Consider the following 22,604-nt stretch of genomic DNA (forward strand, 5'->3'; position numbering starts at 1 on the left):
TTTTACCAGCCTGCATTTTGAGGCAACAATTTTTGGTTTTTGTCGATGGCTTCTTGTGGTATTGGCCAAAGGTAATGTTTACTTTTGTCGAACACCCGATTTTGTGCCAAAAATTTAGGTTTGGTCCAGTCTCCAATTGGGTCATTTTTATCACTATTGATACCATACGCGGGCTTGCTTAAGACATCCTCAGCAATTTTCCATCGTAGGATATCGAAGTACCGCTTATGTTCAGCGACAAACTCATGTCTTCTTTCTTCACGGATAATCTGGCGCATTTCGTTTTTGTCGCTCAGCTGGGCCGTTGTTATCGCGGGAAGTCCAGCCCGTTTCCTTACCTGATCCAAGACTGTTTTTATTTGTATATCTCCCGGTTTGTACTCGTTTAACGCTTCTGCAACGATCAAAAGTGTTTCAGCATATCTATAAATTGGCCAGTTGGCAAATCCTTCGCTCGGTTTACTGTAGTTCGGTTCATTAAACTTCAAATACATATAACCTGTTAATCCACCGCCTTCACTGTTGATCTTTTCACTTTGATTATACGCTGGATGGGGTTGGTACGGTGTGTATTGACCATTAGGCCTTAAAACGGGAACACCTGGTAACATAAAGGTTTGCGTAAGTCGTTTGTCACGGTTTGCCCAGGGATCTTGCTTATTATACAAAGGCGACGCTGTAATTGTCTTACCGTCTGTACACAGATAGGAATCTACCAAATCTCTTGTCGGACAAAAAGATGCCCAGCCATTTCCTGTAATCCCGGTACCTGAGGGTGAAGCCAATACCGGTAACATGTGAGTTATTTTATCTTGAACATATTGGTAAGCCAAGATCGTTTCATCCATATTACGGTTGTTATCCTGTTTAAAGATATCGGCATAATTATCAACCAATTTATAACCTAAATTCAATACCTGGGCTGCTGCATCAGCTGCTCCTTTCCATAAAGTGGCATCACTAGTCCCTTCATGGAACTGCTTGATGCTAGCCTGATATAACAAAACATTAGCCTTGAGCATCAAGGCTGCCCCTTTTGTAATTCTGCCGGCATCGGCGCCAGTGTATTTGTCTGGTAAATTGTTAATAGCAAAATCTGCGTTTTCCAATGCGTATTTTAGCACTTCCTCTTTTTTTGTTCGAGGAAGACTACTCTCATCCAGCGCAACTGGACTCTCCTTAATTAACGGAATATCGCCAAAAAGCTGAACCATTCGAAGGTATCTCATACCAATCACAACCCTTGCCTCAGCTTCAAATCTCTTTTTCTTATTTTCATCAAAACTCATCCCACGTAGACGTTCCAAGAAATAGAGACCTTTTCTAATTTGATCATACTTCCATTCTTCTTTCAGGTAGCCCGTGGCGGCATTATGATTCCCCATACTGATATAGCCCAAGCCAGCCTCTCCCCAGGCATTGGTCATGACAGAATTATCACTTTGACAGTCTCGCCAGAAATCTCTTGAATCTGGAAGTGCGGTGTATACCGCATTAAGTCCCACCATTGCATCATTTTCTGTTTGCCAAAAAGTATTTTCTGATGCCTGAGATAATGGTTCTCGGTCAAGAAAGCCCGAGCATGCGCTTGTACTTATGATAAAGGTGATCGCAAATGCAATCTTGCTTATATTTCGATAGTTCATTGTGTTTAAAATTTAAGATTTACGCCAAAAGAATAAGTTCTGGATAATGGATAGTAAGATCCTTCAGGATCAAATCCAGGATAATTGGTAATTGTTGCTAAATTCTGACCGGATATGAAAGCCCGAAGATTAGAGATTTTCAGACGTTCAAGAAACCCGCCAGTAAAATTGTAGCCGATCTGTACATTCTGAATTTTCAGATAATTCGCGCTTCGCAGCCAAAAATCGGAGTACTGCGTATCATTGGACGTATATTGCAAGGAGAGTCTCGGGTAACTTGCATTTGGGTTTTCAGTCGTCCAGTTATCCAAATGCATCGGTCTTGCATTCTGCGCAAGAAAAAATGCCCAGCCCTCATAGTTCGAAATATATCTGGCGTTCTGTAAAGCTCCATAGGCGTTCATCGATACATCGATATTTTTCCAGCCAAAACCAAGATTGAATCCATATCTAATAACGGGCTTATCTCTTAAAATTACCCGATCATCGCCATTGATTTGCCCATCCCCATTGATGTCTTCAAATTTTATATTACCGGGAAATACGTTGGTTCCCTGTGAAGGACTACTTTTTATTTCCTCTTCGGATTGGAAAAGGCCAATAGCGCGGTAACCGTATGGAAGATTATAGGTATGTCCTACGTCTGTAAAAGTCGAATTACCAATCCAGGGTCCTGTACCTGCCAGATCTTTAACCTTATTTGTGGCATAGGAAGTATTGGCGTTGAAAAACCAGTTCCAGTCATTCTTACGATCCTGATAACCCAACTGAAATTCCATCCCTTTACTCTCCATGCTTAAGAGATTTGTTAATGGCCCCCCTAATCCAAATTCCAAGGGTACGGGTGGTGCATAAAGAATGTTGTTTCTATTATTAATAAAATATTCTGCGGTGAAATTGATCTTGTTCAGCAAACCCAAATCAATTGCAAAATTGGTTTGTTTGGATTCCTCCCAGCTGATAGTGGGGTTAATGGAAACATTATTCCATGCTCCTGGGACTACGACACCATTTAAACCATACATGGCCGGATTATAGGTTAGAATTGCCGATGTCGCATAATAACCAACTTTTTCGGCATCGCCCAAAATTCCCCAGGAGGCCCTCGCTTTTAAGTTGGTAATCACATCCGAATGGAAGAAGTCTTCCTTATGAACATTCCATCCAGCTGAAAAGGATGGAAATACTCCCCAACGATGACCTTTGGCGAATCGAGATGAACCGTCTGCTCTTAAATTTGCCTGGAAAAGGTACTTTCCATTGAAATCGTAATTTAAACGAGAAAAGTAAGACTGAATAGCGACGTCACTTGCATCCCCTTTAGCCTGCATATTACCTTGTCCACCGCTATTTAACACATCAATATTGGCAAAAGGTAAGGCATCTCTGAATGCGGAGAAATTGGACGTATTGAAATACTCCTGCGAGTAACCGACCAATACTTTAAAGTTATGATTATCAAAATTAAAACCATAATCACCTGTAAATTGTAACATATTTCGGTAGCTATTTGACACAGCATCAGTTAAATTTGTCACCCGGTTTTGTACAGTTGCTACTTCCCCAGCGTCATTATAAAGGTTATAACTCAATACTCTATTTTTGCTCCAGTTATCAAATGTGTAACGGGAAAAGTTTGCTTTTAGCTCCATGCCTTTGATAGGTTTAAAAGCTACTTCAAAAATTCCCATCAGCTCCTTATACTTTTGCTTGTTGAATCCAGACTCATAAACTCCAGCTATCGGATTGTTAACCATAGATGAGCCAGGCCCATATTGCCCCGCAGCATTCCGAACCTTATAGATTGGTGCAACCCGAGTAGCCTGAGTCTGCCAAATCTCTGTACCACCCTGCGGTGCATCGATATAGGTTTCTGTATATTGAATATTCGCTCTAGCACTCAGATTTTCGGTAATCTTAAACGTCATATCCGGCTTTAAGATGATCCGATTATAATTATTATTGGGTAATGTACCATCCTGATAGTCATGTGAAGCTGAAAATCGGTATTTCATTTTCTCCGTATTACCGGAAAAAGCGAGGTAATTATTGGTAATCGCTGAATTCTTTTTATAGATCTCTTCATACCACTTGACATCACCATATTTTCCGTTCCGCAGATCTTCCAATCCCTGTTGACCGTACAATGCCGGTTTTCCATCATTGATCAGGGCCTGATCCCATAATTTCATAAAATCCTCTGCTCCAACAAAATCAATCATGAATTGAGGCGATTGAAACCCCACACTGGAACTAATATTAACGGCAAGCTTATCTAGGGCCTGTCCACTTTTGGTTGTCACCAAGATAACGCCGTTTGCGGCGCGCGAACCGTAAATAGAGGCTGATGCGGCATCTTTTAGTACAGAAATACTCTCAATATCATTTGGGTTTAACGTATTGATGTTTCCTGGCACCCCATCGATCAATACCAAGGTTCCAGAACTACCGCCAATGGTGGACGTTCCCCGGATATTGACCGAAGCACCACTCCCTACCGCACCGCTGCCTTTGCTCACGTTCAAACCCGGAATAGTTCCAGCCAGCAACTCCTGAACGTTGGTTACAGGTCGGGAATTCATCGACTTAGCAACATCAACGACACCAACAGAACCTGTTAAGTCTGACTTCTTTTGGCTACCGTACCCTACGACAATCACTTCTTGCAAATCATTACTTTTCTCCTCCAGGATAACCTTTAATACTTCTAGTGAAGACACAGTAACTAACTGGTTTTTATAGCCTATTGAATGAAAAGACAATGTATTCCCCACGGTGCTCTTGATCTCAAATTTTCCATTTCCATCTGTCGAAACCGATATATTACCTTCTATATCTTTAACGGTAACTCCTGAAAGATTTTTTCCCTGCGAATCGACCACTGTACCTACTATTGTCCGTTGTTGTTGAACCTCAGATAGCGATGATGAACTGTTATTCCTTGGTTTAGGAGATCCGATAGACTGAATAATAAATTGTTTATTATTCACTTTGACCATTTTTAAGTTTTTTAGACGAAGAATTTCGGGAAGATTCTTTAATTGGGCTTTCGACAGATCGACACTTTCAAAAACAACGTCTTCAATAGTCTTATCGGAATAGACAAAATAAACATCTTCAATTTTGGAAATCCGGTCCAAAAGCTGAACAATTTTTAAATTGTAAGTAGTTGTTTTAAGCCCAATCTGATAACTCCATCTGCTATTCTTTAGGTAAGAATTTCCATAGGAAGGAAAAGATTGAGCAGTAAGTGATGTTGCAAGACAACAGCTTACAATGAATTTAAACTTATCATTAATCATAGTTAAGGATTGTGTTTTGGTTTATTGATATTAATTAATATTGGTTGGCTTCTGTAATCAACACCTGATTACCGATATGTGAAATATTTAGGTTATAAAAATTTTCTAAGGTTTGGTAGAGGTCAGACTCATTCTCAAGTTTGATCTTGCCACTAATTGTGTTATTTAGACGTTCTTTGGAAAGCTGGATATTGAAGTCGCGGTCTTGGCTAATTTGGAGCCAATCCAAAATTTCTTTTAATCTGGTATTATTCAAATTCAGAACTCCAGTATTCCACGCAGCAAAGAAATTGGGATTAATCGTTAATTTCACTAGCTGACCATGATGACTTTTAAAAACCTCACCAGGCTTCATTAATGCATAACCAGAGCGGTCACTAACTTTTACTTTACCCTCAAACAAGGCTACACTTTGGGATTTTCGTGTTCCGATAAAATTGAATTTAGTACCTAAAACCTCGACTTTAAATCCCTCATGTTCTACTTCAAACGGTACTCGTTTTCTTTGTTTTTCCTTTTTTGCGACTTCCAAATAGCCTTCTCCCTCAATTGTCAAAAGTCGAATTGTATCATTAAAAGAAAAAATAGCTTTTGAATTTTTATTTAATGTTAGCCTTGTACTATCAGGCAGAAGGAACGTTTCTTTTTTTTCTGTGGTAAAAAAGGAAACACTATTTTTCTGGACTCCGATCGGTTTATTAAGCCACCAGATGGCTCCTAACAGTGTGGCAATAAAAATTGCTGCGTATGGAAACAATCTCTTTAGATAGGGTAATATTCTCGACGTATTAGAAGAGTCCTGCTGTGTCGAATCACTAATTTTTAATGCAATCATCTCCCATACCTCATTTTGCTCTTCATTACCATCAAAAACATTATTTTCATAATATTTGATCGTGTAAAAGGATCTCGCTAGGTCTTTAACAGCAATGTATTTATTATTTTTGCTAAACCAACTGTCCCATTCCGTTTGATCAATAAAAATAGGTCGTGAGGTGAATTCATTAAAATGAGCTTCAGCATATAATTGTTCAAGTAGATTATCGTCAATTTTATTCATTGGTAAGTAACCCTTTTTTGGTTTATATCCAGTAGACACTCATTTTTAAAATAGTGCCCCATTATTTTTCATAAATTTCATAAACAACACATAAACAATCACTTAATTTTTATTAGGTAGAATAATTTGTAAGTTTTATGGGAATTGATAGATTTGCTTTTAATAAATTATGTTAATCTACCATGTCAGACGATTTGATATTTATATGGGGGAACTTTGTTAGAGGTAATTCTATTGCTTTTAAACAGGTCTACGACAACTGTTTTGAGTCTATCTATTTATATGGCCAACAGTTCAGTAAAGATCCTCAAACTATCAAAGATGTCATCCAAAATACATTTATCAAAGTTTGGGAAAAGAAAGAAAGCCTTGCTGAGGTTCGAAATCCCAAAGCATACCTTATGCAAATGTTCCGAAATCAGATGTTAAATCTGATTCGTTTTAATAAGAACAATCCACTGTATTCTACGGAAATTGATGCGGATAATTATGATTTCAAACTAGCTGTCCCCGTTGAACTAGACATTATTGAAAAAGAGAGAACGGACGAGATACGGAAAAAATTAAAAGATGCATTTAAAACATTGACAGCAAAACAGAAGGAGATCATTTATCTTAAATATGTTAAAGGATTAGAATTTAAAGAGATAAGTGACATTATGGAAATTAATACGCGATCTGCATACAAGTTACACCATCGCACTTTATTAAATCTGAAGAGTCAATTAGGCAATATTGATAACATGCTATTATTAGCCTATTTAACTTGGTACACAAAAGAGATTTATAGCATATTTTAGCCTCAAATTGTTCGACATTAGTTCATTGAAAAGAAGTGAGAGATCAGGCTCACCTCTTTTCAATTTTTCAATTAGTTTATGTTAAAATAGCTATTCTCCGCAGGTAAATGCTCTTTGTCCATCCAGATTTCTAGTTCATGCACTTTTGACTGGTTCTGGGGTGCAAGGTCTGTTTTTTCAGCCGGATCTTTGGCAATATTATAGAGCTCGGTTCTTAGTGGTTTTCCCTCTTTGTAAAACCGGATTGCCTTCCAATCACCCAACCGTACAGCCTGCTTGAAACCGCCTTCATTAAATTCCCAGTAGAGTGGTCTAGTTGTTTTTTGCTTTTCTCCAAAGAGATCTTTACGGAAAGAAATACCATCGATATTTAATGGTGTTTCGGTACCGGATATTTCGGCGAGGGTTGGAAGAACATCCCAGAAAGTCGCTAAAAGTTTACTCTCGGTGCCGGATTTAATATTGCCCGGCCATTTGGCAACAAATGGAGTGCGTATTCCGCCTTCATATAAATCCCTTTTAATTCCGCGCAATCCGCCAGTACTGCGAAAAACCTCCATAATATCGGCCATCGTACGTCCACCTTCTTTGTGCGTTCCATTATCGCTTGTAAAGATAACTAGCGTATTATCATCAAGTTTCAGTTCCTTCAGTTTAGCCAAAATCCATCCCGTATAATCATCCATACTAGTAATCATAGCAGCATATGCAGCCTTTGGATAAGGTTGCCCCCCATAATGCAAGCCTTCTGGTTGTGCTGTTTCAGGAGAAAATTTACTGGTTCCATCTGGATTAAGATACAAATTAAGGTACCGATCCTGAACTTTCAACTCGGCATGGGGTAAGGTAAAAGAAACATATAGAAAGAAAGGATTGCTTTTATTCTGCTCAATAAAGTGTAATGCTTCTTTGGCAAAGAACTCATTCACATAGGTTTCTTTATCCAAGCCTACTTTAACACTATGACCTTCCTTGAGCATCCATACAAAATCTTTCTGTTGATAATGTCCCTCAACATGATGCAAATACCCTGTAAAAAAGTCCCATCCTTTTTTTTCAGGTACCCCGTCTGTTCCTTTCAATCCTAAACCCCATTTGCCAACCATTCCCGTTGTATATCCTGCGCCCTTGAGGACTTGAGAAAGAATGGTATCTTTTTCTCTTAAAGGAACCTCCCCATTCCCTCGAATATAGGTATGTCCAGTATGTTGGCCGGTCATCAAGCTTGCACGGGATGGGGCACAAACCGTACTTCCTGCATAAAACTGAAGATACTTTCGACCTTCGGCCGACAACTTATCCAACACAGGTGTTTTAATCAGCTTTTGCCCATAAGATCCCAAATCGCCATAGCCCATATCATCAGCTAGTATAAATATAATATTGGGTTTAGCCTTGCTTTTTATGGGCTGGGCCAATCCTGAAGATTGAATGGTGATCCATGCACAAATACCAATTAGAATTTTTAAAACTTTCATATTATTTATTTCTATTCACATTTTGAGCCTGATTTACAGACTCTTCAATTTAAAGTTATCCAAAAGAAAAGTACCTTTATTTAATTTGACAATTGCGATGTAATAATCAGCTGAATCGCCCGTTTTAAAGACTTTGTTAAACTTTTTAGTGCCATTCAAATACTCCTTTAGCACTTCCCTATTGTCTTTAGTAGAGCGAATTACTACCTGATAGGCATCATCATCTGTGGATAAATAATCAAAACTCAACGCATATTCCTGACAGGCCTGTAACTGTATTATTGTGGGCGAAGTCCGATAAACTTCACCATTTCCCTCATTCCAGGTCTTTAGCGCATAGCGACCCGAGATATTATCTTTCGTATATGGCTCATGTCTTTCGGAAAGATGGGTCTTAAAAGCACTTCTTTTACTTGGAATAAAGGGACCCCAACCTTCGTCTACATTTTCGAAGTCTTCGGAATAAATTAAAATAGGTTCCGGTTCCGGATCCGCCCCATTTCTCTCAACGATCCTAACATCGTCGAAATAGACGGATGAAGAATCATCACTGTTAAGAAATGAAAGATCCAATAGCGCGTTTTCACTTTGACTTTTTAGCGAGAATTTCATGCGCTGGAAGTAAGTATCGAACCGGTCTGTATTATCAAAAAAGTTTTTGACTTTGCTTTCATCGATTGATGTGCTATGGCCATTAAGTGAAAGAGTAGCTTTACCTTTGCCGTTTACCTGAACCCAAACTGAAACATCATAATTAACATCCTTTTTCAACCTGATACGCTGATTTATATGACTATTTCCACGAAGTTTCACGACATCTTGTCCGTAGGCTAATGTCAAGACCTGAACAGGTGATTTATGCGTTTCCCATCCTGCTAGACCGCCGTCAAATCCTGGATTGACTACAATTGAACCTTCTCCCCAATGCACATCCTCTTGATGATCCTCAAACTGTTTATATAACACATAGCCTTGCCCTGCCTCAGAGTGTAATTGTACGCTATGATCAGCTTTATCGACAGCTACACGATTAACAAAAGTTTTCCCCCGCGCTGAAAGCTTATACAGGAATACTTCAGATTGGCTTTTCCAACTTTCCGGCAACTGCCAACTTAATGTATTCGATGTATCGCTATAGAAATATATTTTTTCTTCCCGAATGGGATCCCATGGTATAAAAACAGTATTTCCTTTCTTCATTAAACGACCATTGCGCTCCAACTGCTGTTGGCCATATTGCAAGGTACTTTTTACACCATTTTCAAATAATGCCTCTTCTTGATTGATTCGCTTCAACGGAAAATGCATCATATAACGGTAAGGCAATTGTAGTGTAAAAAAATTACGGATTACCTGATTAAAATCTCTACCCTTCTGCCATCCCATAAAACCAATGCTGGCTCCCCTATCGTATCCCCCCAGTAGTAAAGGATGCTGTGCAAAACCATCCCTATATTGATGGAGTATAAATCGGGCAATCGTACTTTTTGCGTCTGGAACATAATGCGTCCAAATTGCCGAGTTATAAAATATATTAGGTTCTTCGGTCCAAATCCCCCAGCCCATTTTATTGAATAATGCCGAAGTATAAGTGGCGATCGCCCGTTCTTCTCTATAGGTATCCAAGTAAACAAAAGCCAATTCGGGCAGGTCGAATTTTAACCGTTGTATACGCTTTTCAAAAGAGCCATTTAATATATCTTGTTTTTTATTGATCAAATAAGCCTGATCTAGCCAGGACCACCCTGGCACATCCGTCATGATACTATCGCTGTAGGCTTTGGCCTCAGGATAAGCCTCACTATGATTGATATGAACCCCGATCGCCGCATGATATCGTTTGGCCACAGCGATCATTTCCTTTAAATCCTCATAACCACCAGCACGCTTATTATAATTACCGGCGTAGTCTGGATGTCCACTGTCGTGGCCTTCAGACTGGTATCCCTTCATTTCCAACAACTGCGGAAAACCATCCGTTGCTAAATAGAATTTTTTGATATTGTCCAATTGTCGCAAGAATGGATATTGTCCACCGCTGGCAAAATTCATCGTGATTGTAGCATAAGCATTCCTAACAGATTCGCTTGCATAGGGCTTGGGAAAGATTTTAGCTAACTCATAAGCTGCATCTTGCCAATTGATCCGATGATCTCCATTCTTATCATTTGAAAAAACTATCGTTAATTCTGGATCAGGGAATCGGAATCCATCAATGCCACGAATAATCCATTCTTCAGCAAATAGCGAGGTAAACTTACTGTTTTCATCGTTGAAAGTTCTATAGCGAATCTGCTCCGCATTATAAGCAGAGTTAGAGATAAGACTTACCGCCATATGATTCGTATTCAAAATTGCAACCGCAGCTGTTTTGGAGACAGGGTCGACCTCTAGTTCCGAAAGGTTTAGAAATTCGTCTATCTCAAGCCCGTGGGCAATAGAAAGTTGCGCATTAGCGATGTTATGCTTTACGGAAACTAAATCATGGTTTGGAAAAGCTAATGTCTTTACTTTAAAACCCTTACTTTCCCTAATATTATGCAACTTCAAATGGACTTTATTTTTCTCCAACCAAAATTCCGTGTCAAAAGCAACATCAATTGCTGGAATTATTGAATGATAAACCACCCGTTGATTCACCTGACTAATTTTGGTATTTCCGATATAATCAATACCATTAACCGTAAATAGATTATTGAATGTTTTTTTGCCCTGTATCTCAACATTTCCTTTTGTCAGCTGATAGTTTAGAATTGCAGGATATCCCGCTGCAAAAGAAACTTTTAATTCATTATTAGCCAAGGTAGCACCGACCTGTATCTTATCTTTCTTTTCAGCTGTTAGCTTTCGGACGCTAATATTCTCAATCTTCACTGCACCGCCGTTGTGCGCCATAAAACCAAGTCGACCAGGTTTACCTTCAGATTGGGGTATATATTGTTGGATAATTTTTTCGCCGTCGAGATATACGGTTATTATCTGCTGCTCAAACTTCATCAGGACAGTACGCCTGAAATTCTTATAGAATTTGGTAATATCCTTACCAATAAATTTTGTTAAACCAGAACGCCTGAAATTCCAAAGCGAATGTGTCAGAATATCTGATGTTGAATCACAGCCGATATACACCCAGTCTTTGGGATTTTGATAATGTGCGATTACGCCAAACTTAGAGTCAGAATTTAAGGGTATGACATCAAATTCTATGATAAAATCTTTATGAAAAAGACTTTTGGCATCAAAAAGGAACATCTTGCTTTCCCCTTTCTCTGATTTAATATCGACTATGTTTTTGGTATAATCTTTCTGGTATTTAGTGATATCCGCAATTGTATACTTTTGGGCAAGAACATCAAAATGGCCAACAAAAAACACGGCGATAAAACACAACCTAAGCACCAGCTGAATGTAATAGTTATTTTCTCTACGTATAGATGAAGAAAAGAGAAGCATTGTCAATTTAAAATTTAGATACAAAACTCAGGAAATTATAGTTAGTACAAGGCAACAACAAATAACTATTTATTGTTGCCTTGCGCAGTTTTTTCCTCTAATAGTTCATTATTTACTCCATCCTGGATTTTGTACCAACTGTGGATTTAAGACAATTTGATCCGAAGGAATTGGGTACAGGTAATAATATTCAGAAAATGGAACGGGAGGCTTTCCAAAATAATCAATATACCCCGCTGTTGCACCATTCTGAATACGTATTGCATTATTGGCTGGAACATCAGTCCCTTTAGCAATATAACGGCCCAATTTTACTTCACTGGTATAGTCCATTTTCTTCCATCTTCTTAGATCATCAAATCTGAAACCTTCGCCTATGAGCTCAACGGCGCGTTCACGTCTTACTTCCCAAAGCAAGGGGGAAACGGTCATATCTCGCGTGGGATCACTGGGAATCGCATCAATTTTCAATGTAGCGACAGCACCTCTTTTTCGCAGCAGATTAATCGTCCGATCTACAATATCCTGATTTAACTGTCCCAATTCAAACTTTGCTTCGGCATAATTTAACATAACCTCCTCAATCCGAAATATTGGGCAATCGGTGATATCTCTTCCCTGAACAAATAGAAACCAGTTGGTAAATTTATAAAACTGATAACCAGTATAACTTACTGTGAAGGGTTGACCTTCCTGAAAATCCTGAAAATGTGGCATACCTCTTAAAACCAGTCCTTCCCAATTCGTCATTGGGAATCTTTTATGGTTGGCATCTGATAACTGATTCATCAGATCTATATATTCCCGATGTTTAGGATCACCGGTATGAGTCCATGTAAAGCTTGGATGATTGACCTGTACTCTGTAGGGGGGTGGTGTAGTAAAATACATCCTGCGATCCCGATTCCTAAATTCATCATACGGATTTTTGTCGCCATCAAATTCCGGACTCGTCCAACGGGTTTGACCATCCCTCATTAGATACATATCGGCCATTTTTTTTGTTAGATCCCACCGTCCCGATGAGGTTCTTGGCAAATAACATAGGGTGTGCATTACCTGATTATCTTCATAACTTTTATAGAGGATAATACCCTGAACCGTTGCGAGGCTTAAACTGTTGAACACCTCGTCATATATGGGATGAATTGTTGGAAACTTCAGCATCAGGGATTCTGAAGCTTTTACACTTGCATTCAAATACTTCTCCCCATCCTGCATCCCGTGATATTTGCGCCATGTTCCTTCGCGTAATCCGAAACGTGACAACAATGCGCGAACAACATGAACATTGATTGTATTTGGCCCGTCACCTTCTGGCTTTATATTTTGCTCGGCCCAAAGTAATTCTGTCAGAATATGCTGACTTACCTCGTCTCTTGTATTTCTAGGACCATACAATATTTCGGTATCTTGATCGGTCAGCTCTTTTAACACTAAGGGAACACCGCCATATTTATTCAATAGATTAATGTAATTCAATGATCTAAAGAAATATCCCACCGCTTGCCAATGTTTCTTATCAGCCTCACTAAGGCTCGATTTATCCAGATTGTCAAGCATGATATTCACCGTACGAATGTTTTTGTAAGGGTCACTCCAATCGCCAGAGGATGCCGGTACGACCATTCTATTCCAGATCCAGTTAGACTCACTATTGGCAGTACTGTTAAGCATCAAATCGCTATTGAGCTCACTGTTTAATACACCTTGATCGTATGCAGGAAGTGCATTATAGAACTGCCAGGCATAGGTCCGAATGTTCTCATAGGTCGTAAACGTTGACGGTACTGTCAATTGATCCTTTGGTTGAATATCTAAAAAATCCCTATTGCATGATGCTAAAAACAGGGTCGCAATAACTGCATATATTTTGATAGTAATAACTTTCATTTCAAAAAAATTTAATTGATCTTTAGAAATTAACATTTACACCAAAGCTGTATTTACGTAAAAACGGGTAAATGAGTCCCCTACTCTGTGACGTTGCTTCAGTATCCATACCTTTGGGCATATGATGAAATGTGTAAAGATTTTCTCCAGAGAAAAACATTCTGATATTCTTCACAAAAATATTCTTTAACAGATGAGCTGGAACAGAATAACCTAAGGTTATATTTTTAATGGTCAAATAAGAACCATCAGATAAGTATTTAGACTGTACTCGTCTATTGCTTCCGCCATTGCCGCCAGCATCGGGGTAACTTCGAGAAAAATAAGCATTGACGCGATCAGGAGTCCAATAATCTAAATGGTGAACATATACTGTTTCAAAGTTACTTGTATAAGGCCAAAACATTTCATTACTTACAAATAAGTCTCTTTTTCCTACCCCTTGAAGGAAAAATGACAGATCAAAGCTCTTGTACCCCATAGCTCCATTGACCCCAAACTGGTAACGTCGCGTCGTATTTCCAATAATTGTCCTATCCCCTGGATCTGCCAACGTATTATTTCCAGTAAAAATAACACCGTCTCCATTCAGATCTTCGTAGCGGATATCTCCGGGATTTTGTGAAATTCCTTTATAAGCCGCGATCCCTTCTTTTAAAGTTCCTCGCTGCAGCACATCATTGAGCGAACCTTCTACGAAATCATTGATCGAATAAAACCCTTGAGTCCTAAATCCCCAAATTTCGCCCAGTTGCTGTCCAACATAATAATTTGATAAGGTTCCATTATCGTTAAATTGCAACAATCCGGCGGGATTATTATATTTCGTAATATATGCCCTATTATCAGAAACGTTTATTCCAAATGAATAATGAAAGTCACCTCTTTTATCCTTCCAGGACAATTCGGCCTCCCAACCCTTCGATTCAAGATCAGCAACATTTTGCAGTGGTGCTGATGTGCCCAGAATACCTGGAAGCTCTAGCCCTGGCGATAACATATCGAGCGTTTGACGTCTAAAATAATCAAAAGACATGTTGAGCTTGTTGTTCCAAAGTCCGAGATCAATTCCACCATTTATTGTTCTAACGGTCTCCCATGTAAAAGTAGAACTCACCAAATTCGGTGCGCCCAATGATAGATATCTGATATTCGTTTTCAAATCAATCCATGAAGAATACGACGAGGCCATGCCAGGGATATGCGCATAATTGCCAATAGCTTGGTTCCCAATTTCACCATACGACCCTCTCAATTTCAAGCCGGACAACACCGGCTTCAGTGATTGCATGAACCGTTCTTCAGATACATTCCAGCCAGCGGAGAACGAGGGAAAAAAACCAAATCTACTTCCTGAAGGAAATCTTGAAGATCCATCAAAACGACCGTTTGCCTCAAATAAATAACGATTTTTATAACTGTAATTGATACGACCAAAATACCCTTCCACAGCAAACTCACTAAAACTGTCATCTCCACCAATCGTTCCGGTACTCGTTGAAATAGAAGGCACCTGAGGATTAATTAAATCTAACCGGTCTACAAAAAACTGTTCATTTTTACTACTTTCACGGTTCATCCCTAAAATACCACTTATTGTATGGTCTCCTACATTCTTATTGTAGTTCATATACAAGTTTAAGGCATGATAATCCGTATTGCCGGTTTGACGACTATAATTAGACAATGTGTTTAACATGATCTCACTCCTGGTCGAGGCATCGATATAACGGTTTTGTTCAGTAGTACTTCTTTGGTTAGTCGTCGTTTTATTAAAAGTATATTCCCCAATGATCTTAAGATCAGTTAAAATTTCATACTCCAACTTTCCAAAAATCCGTAAATCATCACCAAAATTGCGAATAGGTTTTTGAGTTCGAAGAATGTTCCCTGGTCCGGCGTATGGAAGGTTTTTGCCATCCGGCGTAGTTCCCCATCCGAGTGGCGCATATGAACCTATGCCACCGCCTCTATAGTAGATATCGCCAATGTTGGCTGGTGTTGTACTATTTTGGTTTCTGTAGAAAAAATTCACCGTTGAATTTAGCCCTTTAACAAGTTCTGTACTCAGCGCAGTATTAATATTATACCTTTTATACCGATCGTTATCAGTAATCATGATGCCATTTTCGTCGGTATAACCTAGTGAAACCCGATAGGTAGACTTTTCCGAACCGCCGCTATACGATAAATTATGCATCTGCTCGAAGCCATGCTCCAAAAAATCCTCTCCAAATTTATGTGTCTGTTTGAGGGGATAAATAGTTCCATCAATTGATGTCTCTCCGGTTGGAAATGCACCTGGATTTGCATTATATTCTTTAATTAATTCTAACCATTTGTCGGTTTTTTGTCCAGTCCAGAAAGTTGTAGTTCCCCAATCATTTAATGCCTGCACCGTTTGGAGCGGGCTTGCCTTTTCAGGAAGTTCTCTGGCTTGAGTGGAGGCCAGGTTTGAAGTAAAATTAAAAGTATTCTTCTGATTCCTTTTACCTTTCTTGGTTGTGATCAAGATAACACCAAAGGCTGCTCTGGCACCATAAATCGATGAAGCCGCGGCATCTTTTAAAACAGTGACTGTTTCAATATCCATTGGATTAATATTATCCATAGACATCGGCACATTATCAACTAGAACTAAAGGTTCTCCACCATTAATTGAAGTAGTACCACGAATATTAATACTAGCCCCAGTACCGGGTTGACCGGAACCCGATGTAATCTGAAGCCCAGGGATAGCTCCTTGCAAAGCCTTTGTTGTGCTGCTTATCGGCCTGCTCCCAAGTACATCGTCCATCTTTACTGTGCTGACAGCTCCAGTGAGGTTTGCTCTCTTTTGAACACCATATCCAACAACGACCACCTCACTTAGTTCGCTATTTTGTTCTTCCAATGTGACGTTAAATTGAGTTTTGTCCGATAGGGCAATATCTAAGGTGTTATAACCGATAAAACTAAATTGGAGTATACTTCCCAATCCTGGAACAATTTCCAATGAAAACTCGCCCATTTCGTCGGTGCTCGTTCCAATTTTAGTCCCCTTTAAAGTCACGTTAACACCCGATAGGTTTTCGCCTTTTTTGTTTACAACCTTACCCGATATACGTTTTTGCTTTTGGTTGACGACTGGTAAAGACACGTCGTTTTTAATTTCTTGTCGTTTAATTACAATGGTCTTACCCGAAATCGACCATTCCAGATTGGCCTCTTTGGCAATAGCATCCATTGCATCCTTTAAATCTGCATGATTGATCTGAACAGATATTGGAATATTTGCTATTTGGGCGCCTCTAAAAAAGAAAGTATATCCGCCTTGTCTCTCAATAGTGGATAACACATTTTTTAGCGGCTCACGTTTAGCATTCAAATTAATTTTTTGTGCCATCGCTACAGCCACACATTGAAAAGCTGATGCGAATACCAAAACGGCAGTTAATTTCATTGGTAGGTAATTTCTGTTCGCAAAGCAGTGGCTAGACCACTTCGCAAATGGTTTAAAAAACATATCTTTGTAATGTTTGATTGGTTATAAATTAGTTAATTACGAAACGTTGCTGACAACGCTTTTTGACCAGTCACGAACTACTGAGCGGTGTTGGTAGCACCGTTCAGTTTAACGTCCTAGTAACTTTTAATGTGAAGTTTAGATTTCTTGGTTCCCTCCTTTCATAAATTTAGATCGGTTAATCTATTATTCCCCCAATATCAGGAGCTGTATACGCCCCCCTTTATTTTGCACTTTAAATCGAAGTCCACTCTTTTTTAATATATCAAGAACCTCCGACAAATTTTTATTCCGTTCAATTTTGCCAAAAAATTCTACTTTAGGATTTTGGTCTGCATAAATTACATCGATATCATACCAGCGCTCCAATTGGTCAAACGCTTCACCGGCATCGGATGCTTCGAACAGAAAGTACCCATTTTTCCAAGCAATCGCTTGCCGTGTATCAACCTGGGCAACATTAAAACCGTGGTCAGTTAATGTTCCTTGTTGCCCTGGTAACAATCGAACAGGTTTATTTTTGATTTCTAAGAAAGATAGGGCTATGCTACCTTCCAATAAGGTTGTTTTTACGACAGTTGTTTTATAGGCAGAAACATTAAATTTTGTTCCCAATACTTCAAGAGATTGCCCTTTTGACTTTACGAAAAATGGTATTCTTTTCCCATTTTTTGTACTTTTGGCAACTTCAAAATACGCTTCTCCTTCAAGTTCGACCTCCCGTTTATCTCCATCAAATTGTACTGGATAACTTAACCTGGAACCGGCATTGACCCATACTTTAGTACCATCCGATAATATGAGCTGATAATAAGATTTAAGTGGTACCTCTAAAACCAAATTCATGGACCTATTATTCAAACGTAATTGCTCTTTGCTCAGTAAAGGTTCGCCATTTTCATAGCTTATCCCATTTCCCATATGTATACCTTGGGTAGATTCTTTTAAGGCCAGTGTCTGGCCATCAGCCAAACGCAAGACCGCTTTATTACTCCCTGCTTTGACATCAACTATATCAAGAGTTAAATCTTTTCCCGTGGATGGTGTCCCATTCTTGTTTACTGATATAAAATATGTTAGCCCAACAACGAACAAAATACTTGCCGCTGCATACCAGAGCCAAGCACGTCGCTTCGCTTTATAAACGACAGTAGGTTGTTCAGCAGCCGATAGTTGATGTTTAAGTTTATTTTTTATTCTATTTTTTCTAATGTTGACATTCTCCTCCTTCCATAAGTGATAATACAATGCCAAGTCTTCTTTCCATTGTGGGCTCTCCATAATCCGCGCCAAAATGATCGGATTAGTATCCTGCTGGCTTAACCACTCATTGAAGGCGACGGCATCTTGAACAGACAGCTTGTCCTGAATATATAGGTTTATTAAATATGCAATCGCTTTAGGATCGTCCATCATATTATCGCTTTTATATAGATACAATAATTCTTAAAAAACCTTACCAAAAAAATAAAAAAAATTGTAGCAATTCAGTTTTTCCCGAGAAAGATCAATGTAAAGAAGAAGTATAGGAAGATATCACGTTTTTTAAATGTAGTTCGTAATGTTTGTAAAGCTTTTGATTTCGCCGCAAATACAGTACTTTGGGTTGTATTCAAGATTTCACATATTTCAGCTGTTGATTGTCCGTCAAGATAGCTCATTTTAAAAACAGTAGCCTGTTGGACGGGTAACTTATCTAGTTCACTATATAAGATTTTAATAAACTCTGCGTAAATGATTTCAAAATGAATGTCTTGATCATCGAAAACTGAAACTTGATCATAGTTTGCTTCAAATTTAGGCAGGTTACTTATTTTTTTTAAATGGTTTAGGCAATCATTTTTTATAACTTTCACCAAAAATCGATAAAGATGTTCACTTGATTCGATTCTCCCCTTTTGCTGCCACAGTTTTAAGAATGCATCTCCTACAATCTCCTCGGCCACCAGTTCATCTTTTACTAGTTTAAAAGCTATGAAACATAAAGACTCCGTATGCTCATTAACATAATAATCAAGGGCTGTTTCTTCACCTTGCCTTAATCTCTCAAAAAAAAGCGCTTGTGTATTCATTTTGGCCTTGGATTGCTTTTGCAAATTTAGATACAGCCAAATTTATAAATTATTTCAGCACTAAAAAGGACAACCTCAATTTAAGCACAAACAATTTACTTTTAGAATTGGTTTACGTTTTTTGTTAGGGCGGTGACAAAACAATAACACGTTTTAACGCAACTTAAACAATCGTGGATATTATACTTTTATATTTTTTAAAAAAGGTATTTGAGTGCCGCTATCGGCTATTCTCAATTGAATTTATGTCAGATAAGGAGGACGCTGAGATCAAGTTCCGTTTTCAGGCTCGCTTGACTTCGTCATTTCTATAAATGCCTTAGGAGAAACTCCCGTATTATTTTTAAAAAATGTGGTAAATGTTGGCATATCACTAAAATTAAAACCGAGCGCAATCTCTTTTATTTGTTTATTGGAATAAAGCAATTCATATTTAACCTCATTAATAATTTCTTTATATAGGAATGACGTTGCTGTGGTTCCAAAATGCTTTTTCACCAATACATTTAAGTAGTTTGCAGAAATATTTAGCGCTTGCGCGTAATAATATATTTTCCTATGTTTCCTAAAATTTGATAGCACCAGCGCCGTAAAACGTTCCAAAATGGGATTGGAAGTACCGCTAATACGATCAAATGCGCTAATCGCTTCTCTGCTTATATGGAGGGTAATTATTCTTAATTGTGTAAATATGATCTCTTTCATTGGGGTATCAAGCTGTATCTCATCTCTGATCCCTTCAAATCCGAACTTTAATCTTTTGAATATATCGGTGTTTAAATAAACTACTGGAAATTTTTTATAAAATTCAAGTGGATAAACAAAATTATCTTGAAAAGTATTCAACAACCTTTTCGAAATGAACAGCAGATGAATAGACAATTGTTTAGTAACCATCCATGAATGATACTGACCAGGAAATAACAGATGTAATTGATTAGGTTTAATTTTATGATGTACCGAATCTATTACATGAACCCCATGACCACTTTCAAAAAGAATCAATGCAAAAAAATCCAGTCCTCTTGGTATAAGTTCATAATCATTCGACACAACTTTCATGTAAATGATATCGTCGTATATATTTGTCTTTTTTTGGAGTTCTTCAAACAATTCAATTCTAGTTGAACTTACTTTCATAAATGATGTGGGATATTAAAAAAATACTTTTTAAAATTATTTGAGAGAAAAGTCCCTTTTATTAAAGGGACTTTTTGAATAGAAAATATCATAAAACTGCCCCGAATAGGTAACATTTTTACTTACCCAAATATAGGCATTTTAGGAGGCATTTCATTACCAATGCCCCCCTATCGAAAGGGGTATATAAAAGGTAACTCCTATCGTTAAAAAGGGAAAAATCAAACTAGTATCGGTTCTTCATGCAATCAAATTAAACCAAACAAAATAACCCTTAATATATTGACTACATGACCTTTAAATACACGAACACAAACTTCCACCTAAGCACATTCATATATAAATTCAGTCTAGTTTAATAGGAAAATAACCCTTCAGATCAACGACAGTTTAAGATGATTTTGAAAAGCAAAAGCATAAATCTATAAACACTTTTTTTATAATTTTATAACTTATAGCGGTGGCTATTAACAGAAAAATAATCATATGAAATGACTGCCAAATTAGTAATCTGAAACACTATGCACACACTCTAGTTTTCAATTCACTATCAATTTATAACAATTTCAACTGTAAGGTTGGCATATGTGTTTTCCAGAACTTTTATTACCCTTATTTTATATTCTGCAATATCCTCCATAGATACACAATTATTTGTTGAAGTAATGGAAATTGATACATAATACATGCTACCTACTTTTGTTATATAGTTGTTGTCAATCACAAAACCACTTCTTGGAAGTTGCTTTATAGTATCTGCAATATAATCCCAATCCTCATCAGACTGAAGTTGACCGCCTGCAAGTTCCACGAAGTTTTCTTTAATAATTTTAAATGGTTCCCTAATCATTATCATTTCAAAAATGAGCACGACCAGGGCATCACCGATATACTGAAGAAATTCCAAATTATGAACGTGTTTTCCGATATAGATCATAAGTAGTAAAGATCCTCCACCGAACAATGAAAGATAACCGTCAATTAGAGCAGCCTTTTTATCGGTAGCAAGCATTGTACTATTATTACCTGTTTTCCGGTTAGCATAATGATAAAAATAAGCCAATAAGAAACAAAGAATAACAGAGAGAATAACCATGTACACAATTGGACCAGAATTTACTTCATGAACGACCGAATGCACAAAGTAGTCATATATTTTTATGCTATTTTCCCACAATGCCGCAGTAAGTATCCCTAAGATCAGAATACCTTTGATCAATGCATACAAAGATTCATAAACAAATTGTCCTAATGGAAAAGTTTCGGTTTTACGGTGCCGGATCTGGACAACATAATAGCCAATCAAACTAGCCAGTCCATTGACCATGTTGTAGTTTCCTTCAAGCAGCATGGCCTCGGACTTTGAAATGTAATGGGTATACCATCCAGATGCCCCCATTAAAAAGTAGATCGTGGATCCGATCAACAATGCTCTTTTTTCGATTTGTCCTTGTTTATTCATATACTATCTGTATTTTAATAGACTTGCTGGTGTTTCCCCACTTACTATCATGCTGTTTACCCAAAAAGATACTGGAATCAAACTGATATCTAAGTACTTGTTGAGGCTGAACGAGTGTAGCTATTTCGGTGTAACTTCGAAATCTTTCGAATCAATAGTATGCACACCATCACCACATTCAAAAAGAAGCAATATATAGAAATCGTGACTATGCATTTTCGATGTTTCTATGTCTTTGGACAATGGATATAGCAGAACTTTATTTTCTGATCTAAGCTCTTTTTGGAATTTCAAAAAGTAGTTCAGGATAATTTTCCACAACAGTAATGAAACTTTTTATCTTATGTAGCTATATTGAATTGCTGAACTAAAAATAGTTAGACAATTAGTTACCATACGGAATAATCAACGAGTAGACTTAATAATGACCTAAATCCCGCTTTTTCACTTCTGTTGCTTTTCTGAACAGAGATTTGATAATGAGATGAACATTAATTATAGCCGTGAACATTTGATCTTTTGCGTCTTTACCAGCTCCTTCGCGCTGTATCACACTGGCGTCTTCTAGTTGGAATAGATAAAATATTCCACCGATCGCCTGCATAAAAGATGTCTTAAAGTCAATTCCAGTACCATGGAAACAAATTTTTGCATGAAGCATCAATTCGTTAAAAAGACCTTCCCAACGCTCATGTATTATTACTAAGATTCTATTTTCTTCATAGTAAGAAAGAACCAACACCAGAGGAAACAATAATTTTTTCCTTTGTGAGACTACAACGAGTATACATTG

At 37.9% G+C, this 22,604-nt stretch carries 13 protein-coding genes; 1 reads left to right on the forward strand and 12 read right to left on the reverse strand.

The features are described from left to right. Positions 1–2: 2 nt before the first annotated feature. From B3600_RS02910 to B3600_RS02920, 3 genes are read right to left on the reverse strand one after another with little or no spacing between them, the layout of a single operon-like run. A complete protein-coding gene (locus tag B3600_RS02910; protein WP_286752011.1) occupies positions 3–1,646 on the reverse strand; it encodes a RagB/SusD family nutrient uptake outer membrane protein in 1,644 nt (547 codons plus the stop codon). A gap of 5 nt (positions 1,647–1,651) precedes the next feature. After that, complete coding sequence (locus B3600_RS02915) at positions 1,652–4,948, reverse strand: SusC/RagA family TonB-linked outer membrane protein (RefSeq protein ID WP_286752012.1); 3,297 nt, start codon at positions 4,946–4,948, stop codon at positions 1,652–1,654. 34 nt (positions 4,949–4,982) lie between these two features. Next, complete coding sequence (locus B3600_RS02920) at positions 4,983–6,008, reverse strand: FecR family protein (RefSeq protein WP_286752013.1); 1,026 nt, start codon at positions 6,006–6,008, stop codon at positions 4,983–4,985. Between the two features lie 182 nt (positions 6,009–6,190). Between B3600_RS02920 and B3600_RS02925 the strand changes: the two genes are divergently transcribed. Continuing rightward, positions 6,191–6,808: an RNA polymerase sigma factor gene (locus B3600_RS02925; RefSeq protein ID WP_286752014.1), complete on the forward strand. Its 618-nt coding sequence runs from the start codon at positions 6,191–6,193 to the stop codon at positions 6,806–6,808. Positions 6,809–6,879: 71 nt separating this feature from the next. On the opposite strand, the gene B3600_RS02930 is transcribed toward B3600_RS02925, so the two are convergent. From B3600_RS02930 to B3600_RS02970, 9 genes are all read right to left on the reverse strand, one after another. Next, entirely contained in the window at positions 6,880–8,286 is a 1,407-nt protein-coding gene (locus tag B3600_RS02930; RefSeq protein WP_286752015.1) for an arylsulfatase, read from the reverse strand. A gap of 33 nt (positions 8,287–8,319) precedes the next feature. Further along, positions 8,320–11,739 (reverse strand): endo-alpha-N-acetylgalactosaminidase family protein, encoded by a 3,420-nt coding sequence (locus B3600_RS02935; RefSeq protein WP_286752016.1) that lies wholly within the window; start codon positions 11,737–11,739, stop codon positions 8,320–8,322. 108 nt (positions 11,740–11,847) lie between these two features. After that, complete coding sequence (locus B3600_RS02940; RefSeq protein ID WP_286752017.1) at positions 11,848–13,632, reverse strand: RagB/SusD family nutrient uptake outer membrane protein; 1,785 nt, start codon at positions 13,630–13,632, stop codon at positions 11,848–11,850. Between the two features lie 22 nt (positions 13,633–13,654). Continuing rightward, complete coding sequence (locus B3600_RS02945; RefSeq protein ID WP_286752018.1) at positions 13,655–17,074, reverse strand: SusC/RagA family TonB-linked outer membrane protein; 3,420 nt, start codon at positions 17,072–17,074, stop codon at positions 13,655–13,657. Positions 17,075–17,323: 249 nt separating this feature from the next. Next, positions 17,324–18,553, reverse strand: coding sequence for a FecR family protein (locus B3600_RS02950; protein WP_286752019.1), 1,230 nt, complete (start codon positions 18,551–18,553; stop codon positions 17,324–17,326). 71 nt (positions 18,554–18,624) lie between these two features. Further along, positions 18,625–19,209, reverse strand: coding sequence for an RNA polymerase sigma factor (locus tag B3600_RS02955; protein ID WP_286752020.1), 585 nt, complete (start codon positions 19,207–19,209; stop codon positions 18,625–18,627). Between the two features lie 270 nt (positions 19,210–19,479). Next, the gene (locus tag B3600_RS02960; RefSeq protein ID WP_286752021.1) at positions 19,480–20,349 is read right to left on the reverse strand and encodes an AraC family transcriptional regulator; all 870 of its coding nucleotides are present in this window, start codon (positions 20,347–20,349) and stop codon (positions 19,480–19,482) included. A 550-nt stretch (positions 20,350–20,899) separates the two neighbouring features. Beyond that, positions 20,900–21,811, reverse strand: a complete 912-nt coding sequence (locus tag B3600_RS02965; protein ID WP_286752022.1) for a cation transporter — start codon at positions 21,809–21,811, stop codon at positions 20,900–20,902. 418 nt (positions 21,812–22,229) lie between these two features. After that, positions 22,230–22,472, reverse strand: coding sequence for a hypothetical protein (locus B3600_RS02970; protein ID WP_286752023.1), 243 nt, complete (start codon positions 22,470–22,472; stop codon positions 22,230–22,232). Positions 22,473–22,604: the final 132 nt, after the last annotated feature.

It is taken from the genome of Sphingobacterium sp. UBA2480 (assembly GCF_002341965.1).
Taxonomy (GTDB): domain Bacteria; phylum Bacteroidota; class Bacteroidia; order Sphingobacteriales; family Sphingobacteriaceae; genus Sphingobacterium; species Sphingobacterium multivorum.

Coding starts and splice junctions, on each gene's coding strand:
- B3600_RS02910 (WP_286752011.1), bottom strand. CDS start 1,646: ATGAACTATCGAAATATAAGCAAGATTGCATTTGCGATCACCTTTATC.
- B3600_RS02915 (WP_286752012.1), bottom strand. CDS start 4,948: ATGATTAATGATAAGTTTAAATTCATTGTAAGCTGTTGTCTTGCAACA.
- B3600_RS02920 (WP_286752013.1), bottom strand. CDS start 6,008: ATGAATAAAATTGACGATAATCTACTTGAACAATTATATGCTGAAGCT.
- B3600_RS02925 (WP_286752014.1), top strand. CDS start 6,191: ATGTCAGACGATTTGATATTTATATGGGGGAACTTTGTTAGAGGTAAT.
- B3600_RS02930 (WP_286752015.1), bottom strand. CDS start 8,286: ATGAAAGTTTTAAAAATTCTAATTGGTATTTGTGCATGGATCACCATT.
- B3600_RS02935 (WP_286752016.1), bottom strand. CDS start 11,739: ATGCTTCTCTTTTCTTCATCTATACGTAGAGAAAATAACTATTACATT.
- B3600_RS02940 (WP_286752017.1), bottom strand. CDS start 13,632: ATGAAAGTTATTACTATCAAAATATATGCAGTTATTGCGACCCTGTTT.
- B3600_RS02945 (WP_286752018.1), bottom strand. CDS start 17,074: ATGAAATTAACTGCCGTTTTGGTATTCGCATCAGCTTTTCAATGTGTG.
- B3600_RS02950 (WP_286752019.1), bottom strand. CDS start 18,553: ATGATGGACGATCCTAAAGCGATTGCATATTTAATAAACCTATATATT.
- B3600_RS02955 (WP_286752020.1), bottom strand. CDS start 19,209: ATGAATACACAAGCGCTTTTTTTTGAGAGATTAAGGCAAGGTGAAGAA.
- B3600_RS02960 (WP_286752021.1), bottom strand. CDS start 20,349: ATGAAAGTAAGTTCAACTAGAATTGAATTGTTTGAAGAACTCCAAAAA.
- B3600_RS02965 (WP_286752022.1), bottom strand. CDS start 21,811: ATGAATAAACAAGGACAAATCGAAAAAAGAGCATTGTTGATCGGATCC.
- B3600_RS02970 (WP_286752023.1), bottom strand. CDS start 22,472: ATGCTTCATGCAAAAATTTGTTTCCATGGTACTGGAATTGACTTTAAG.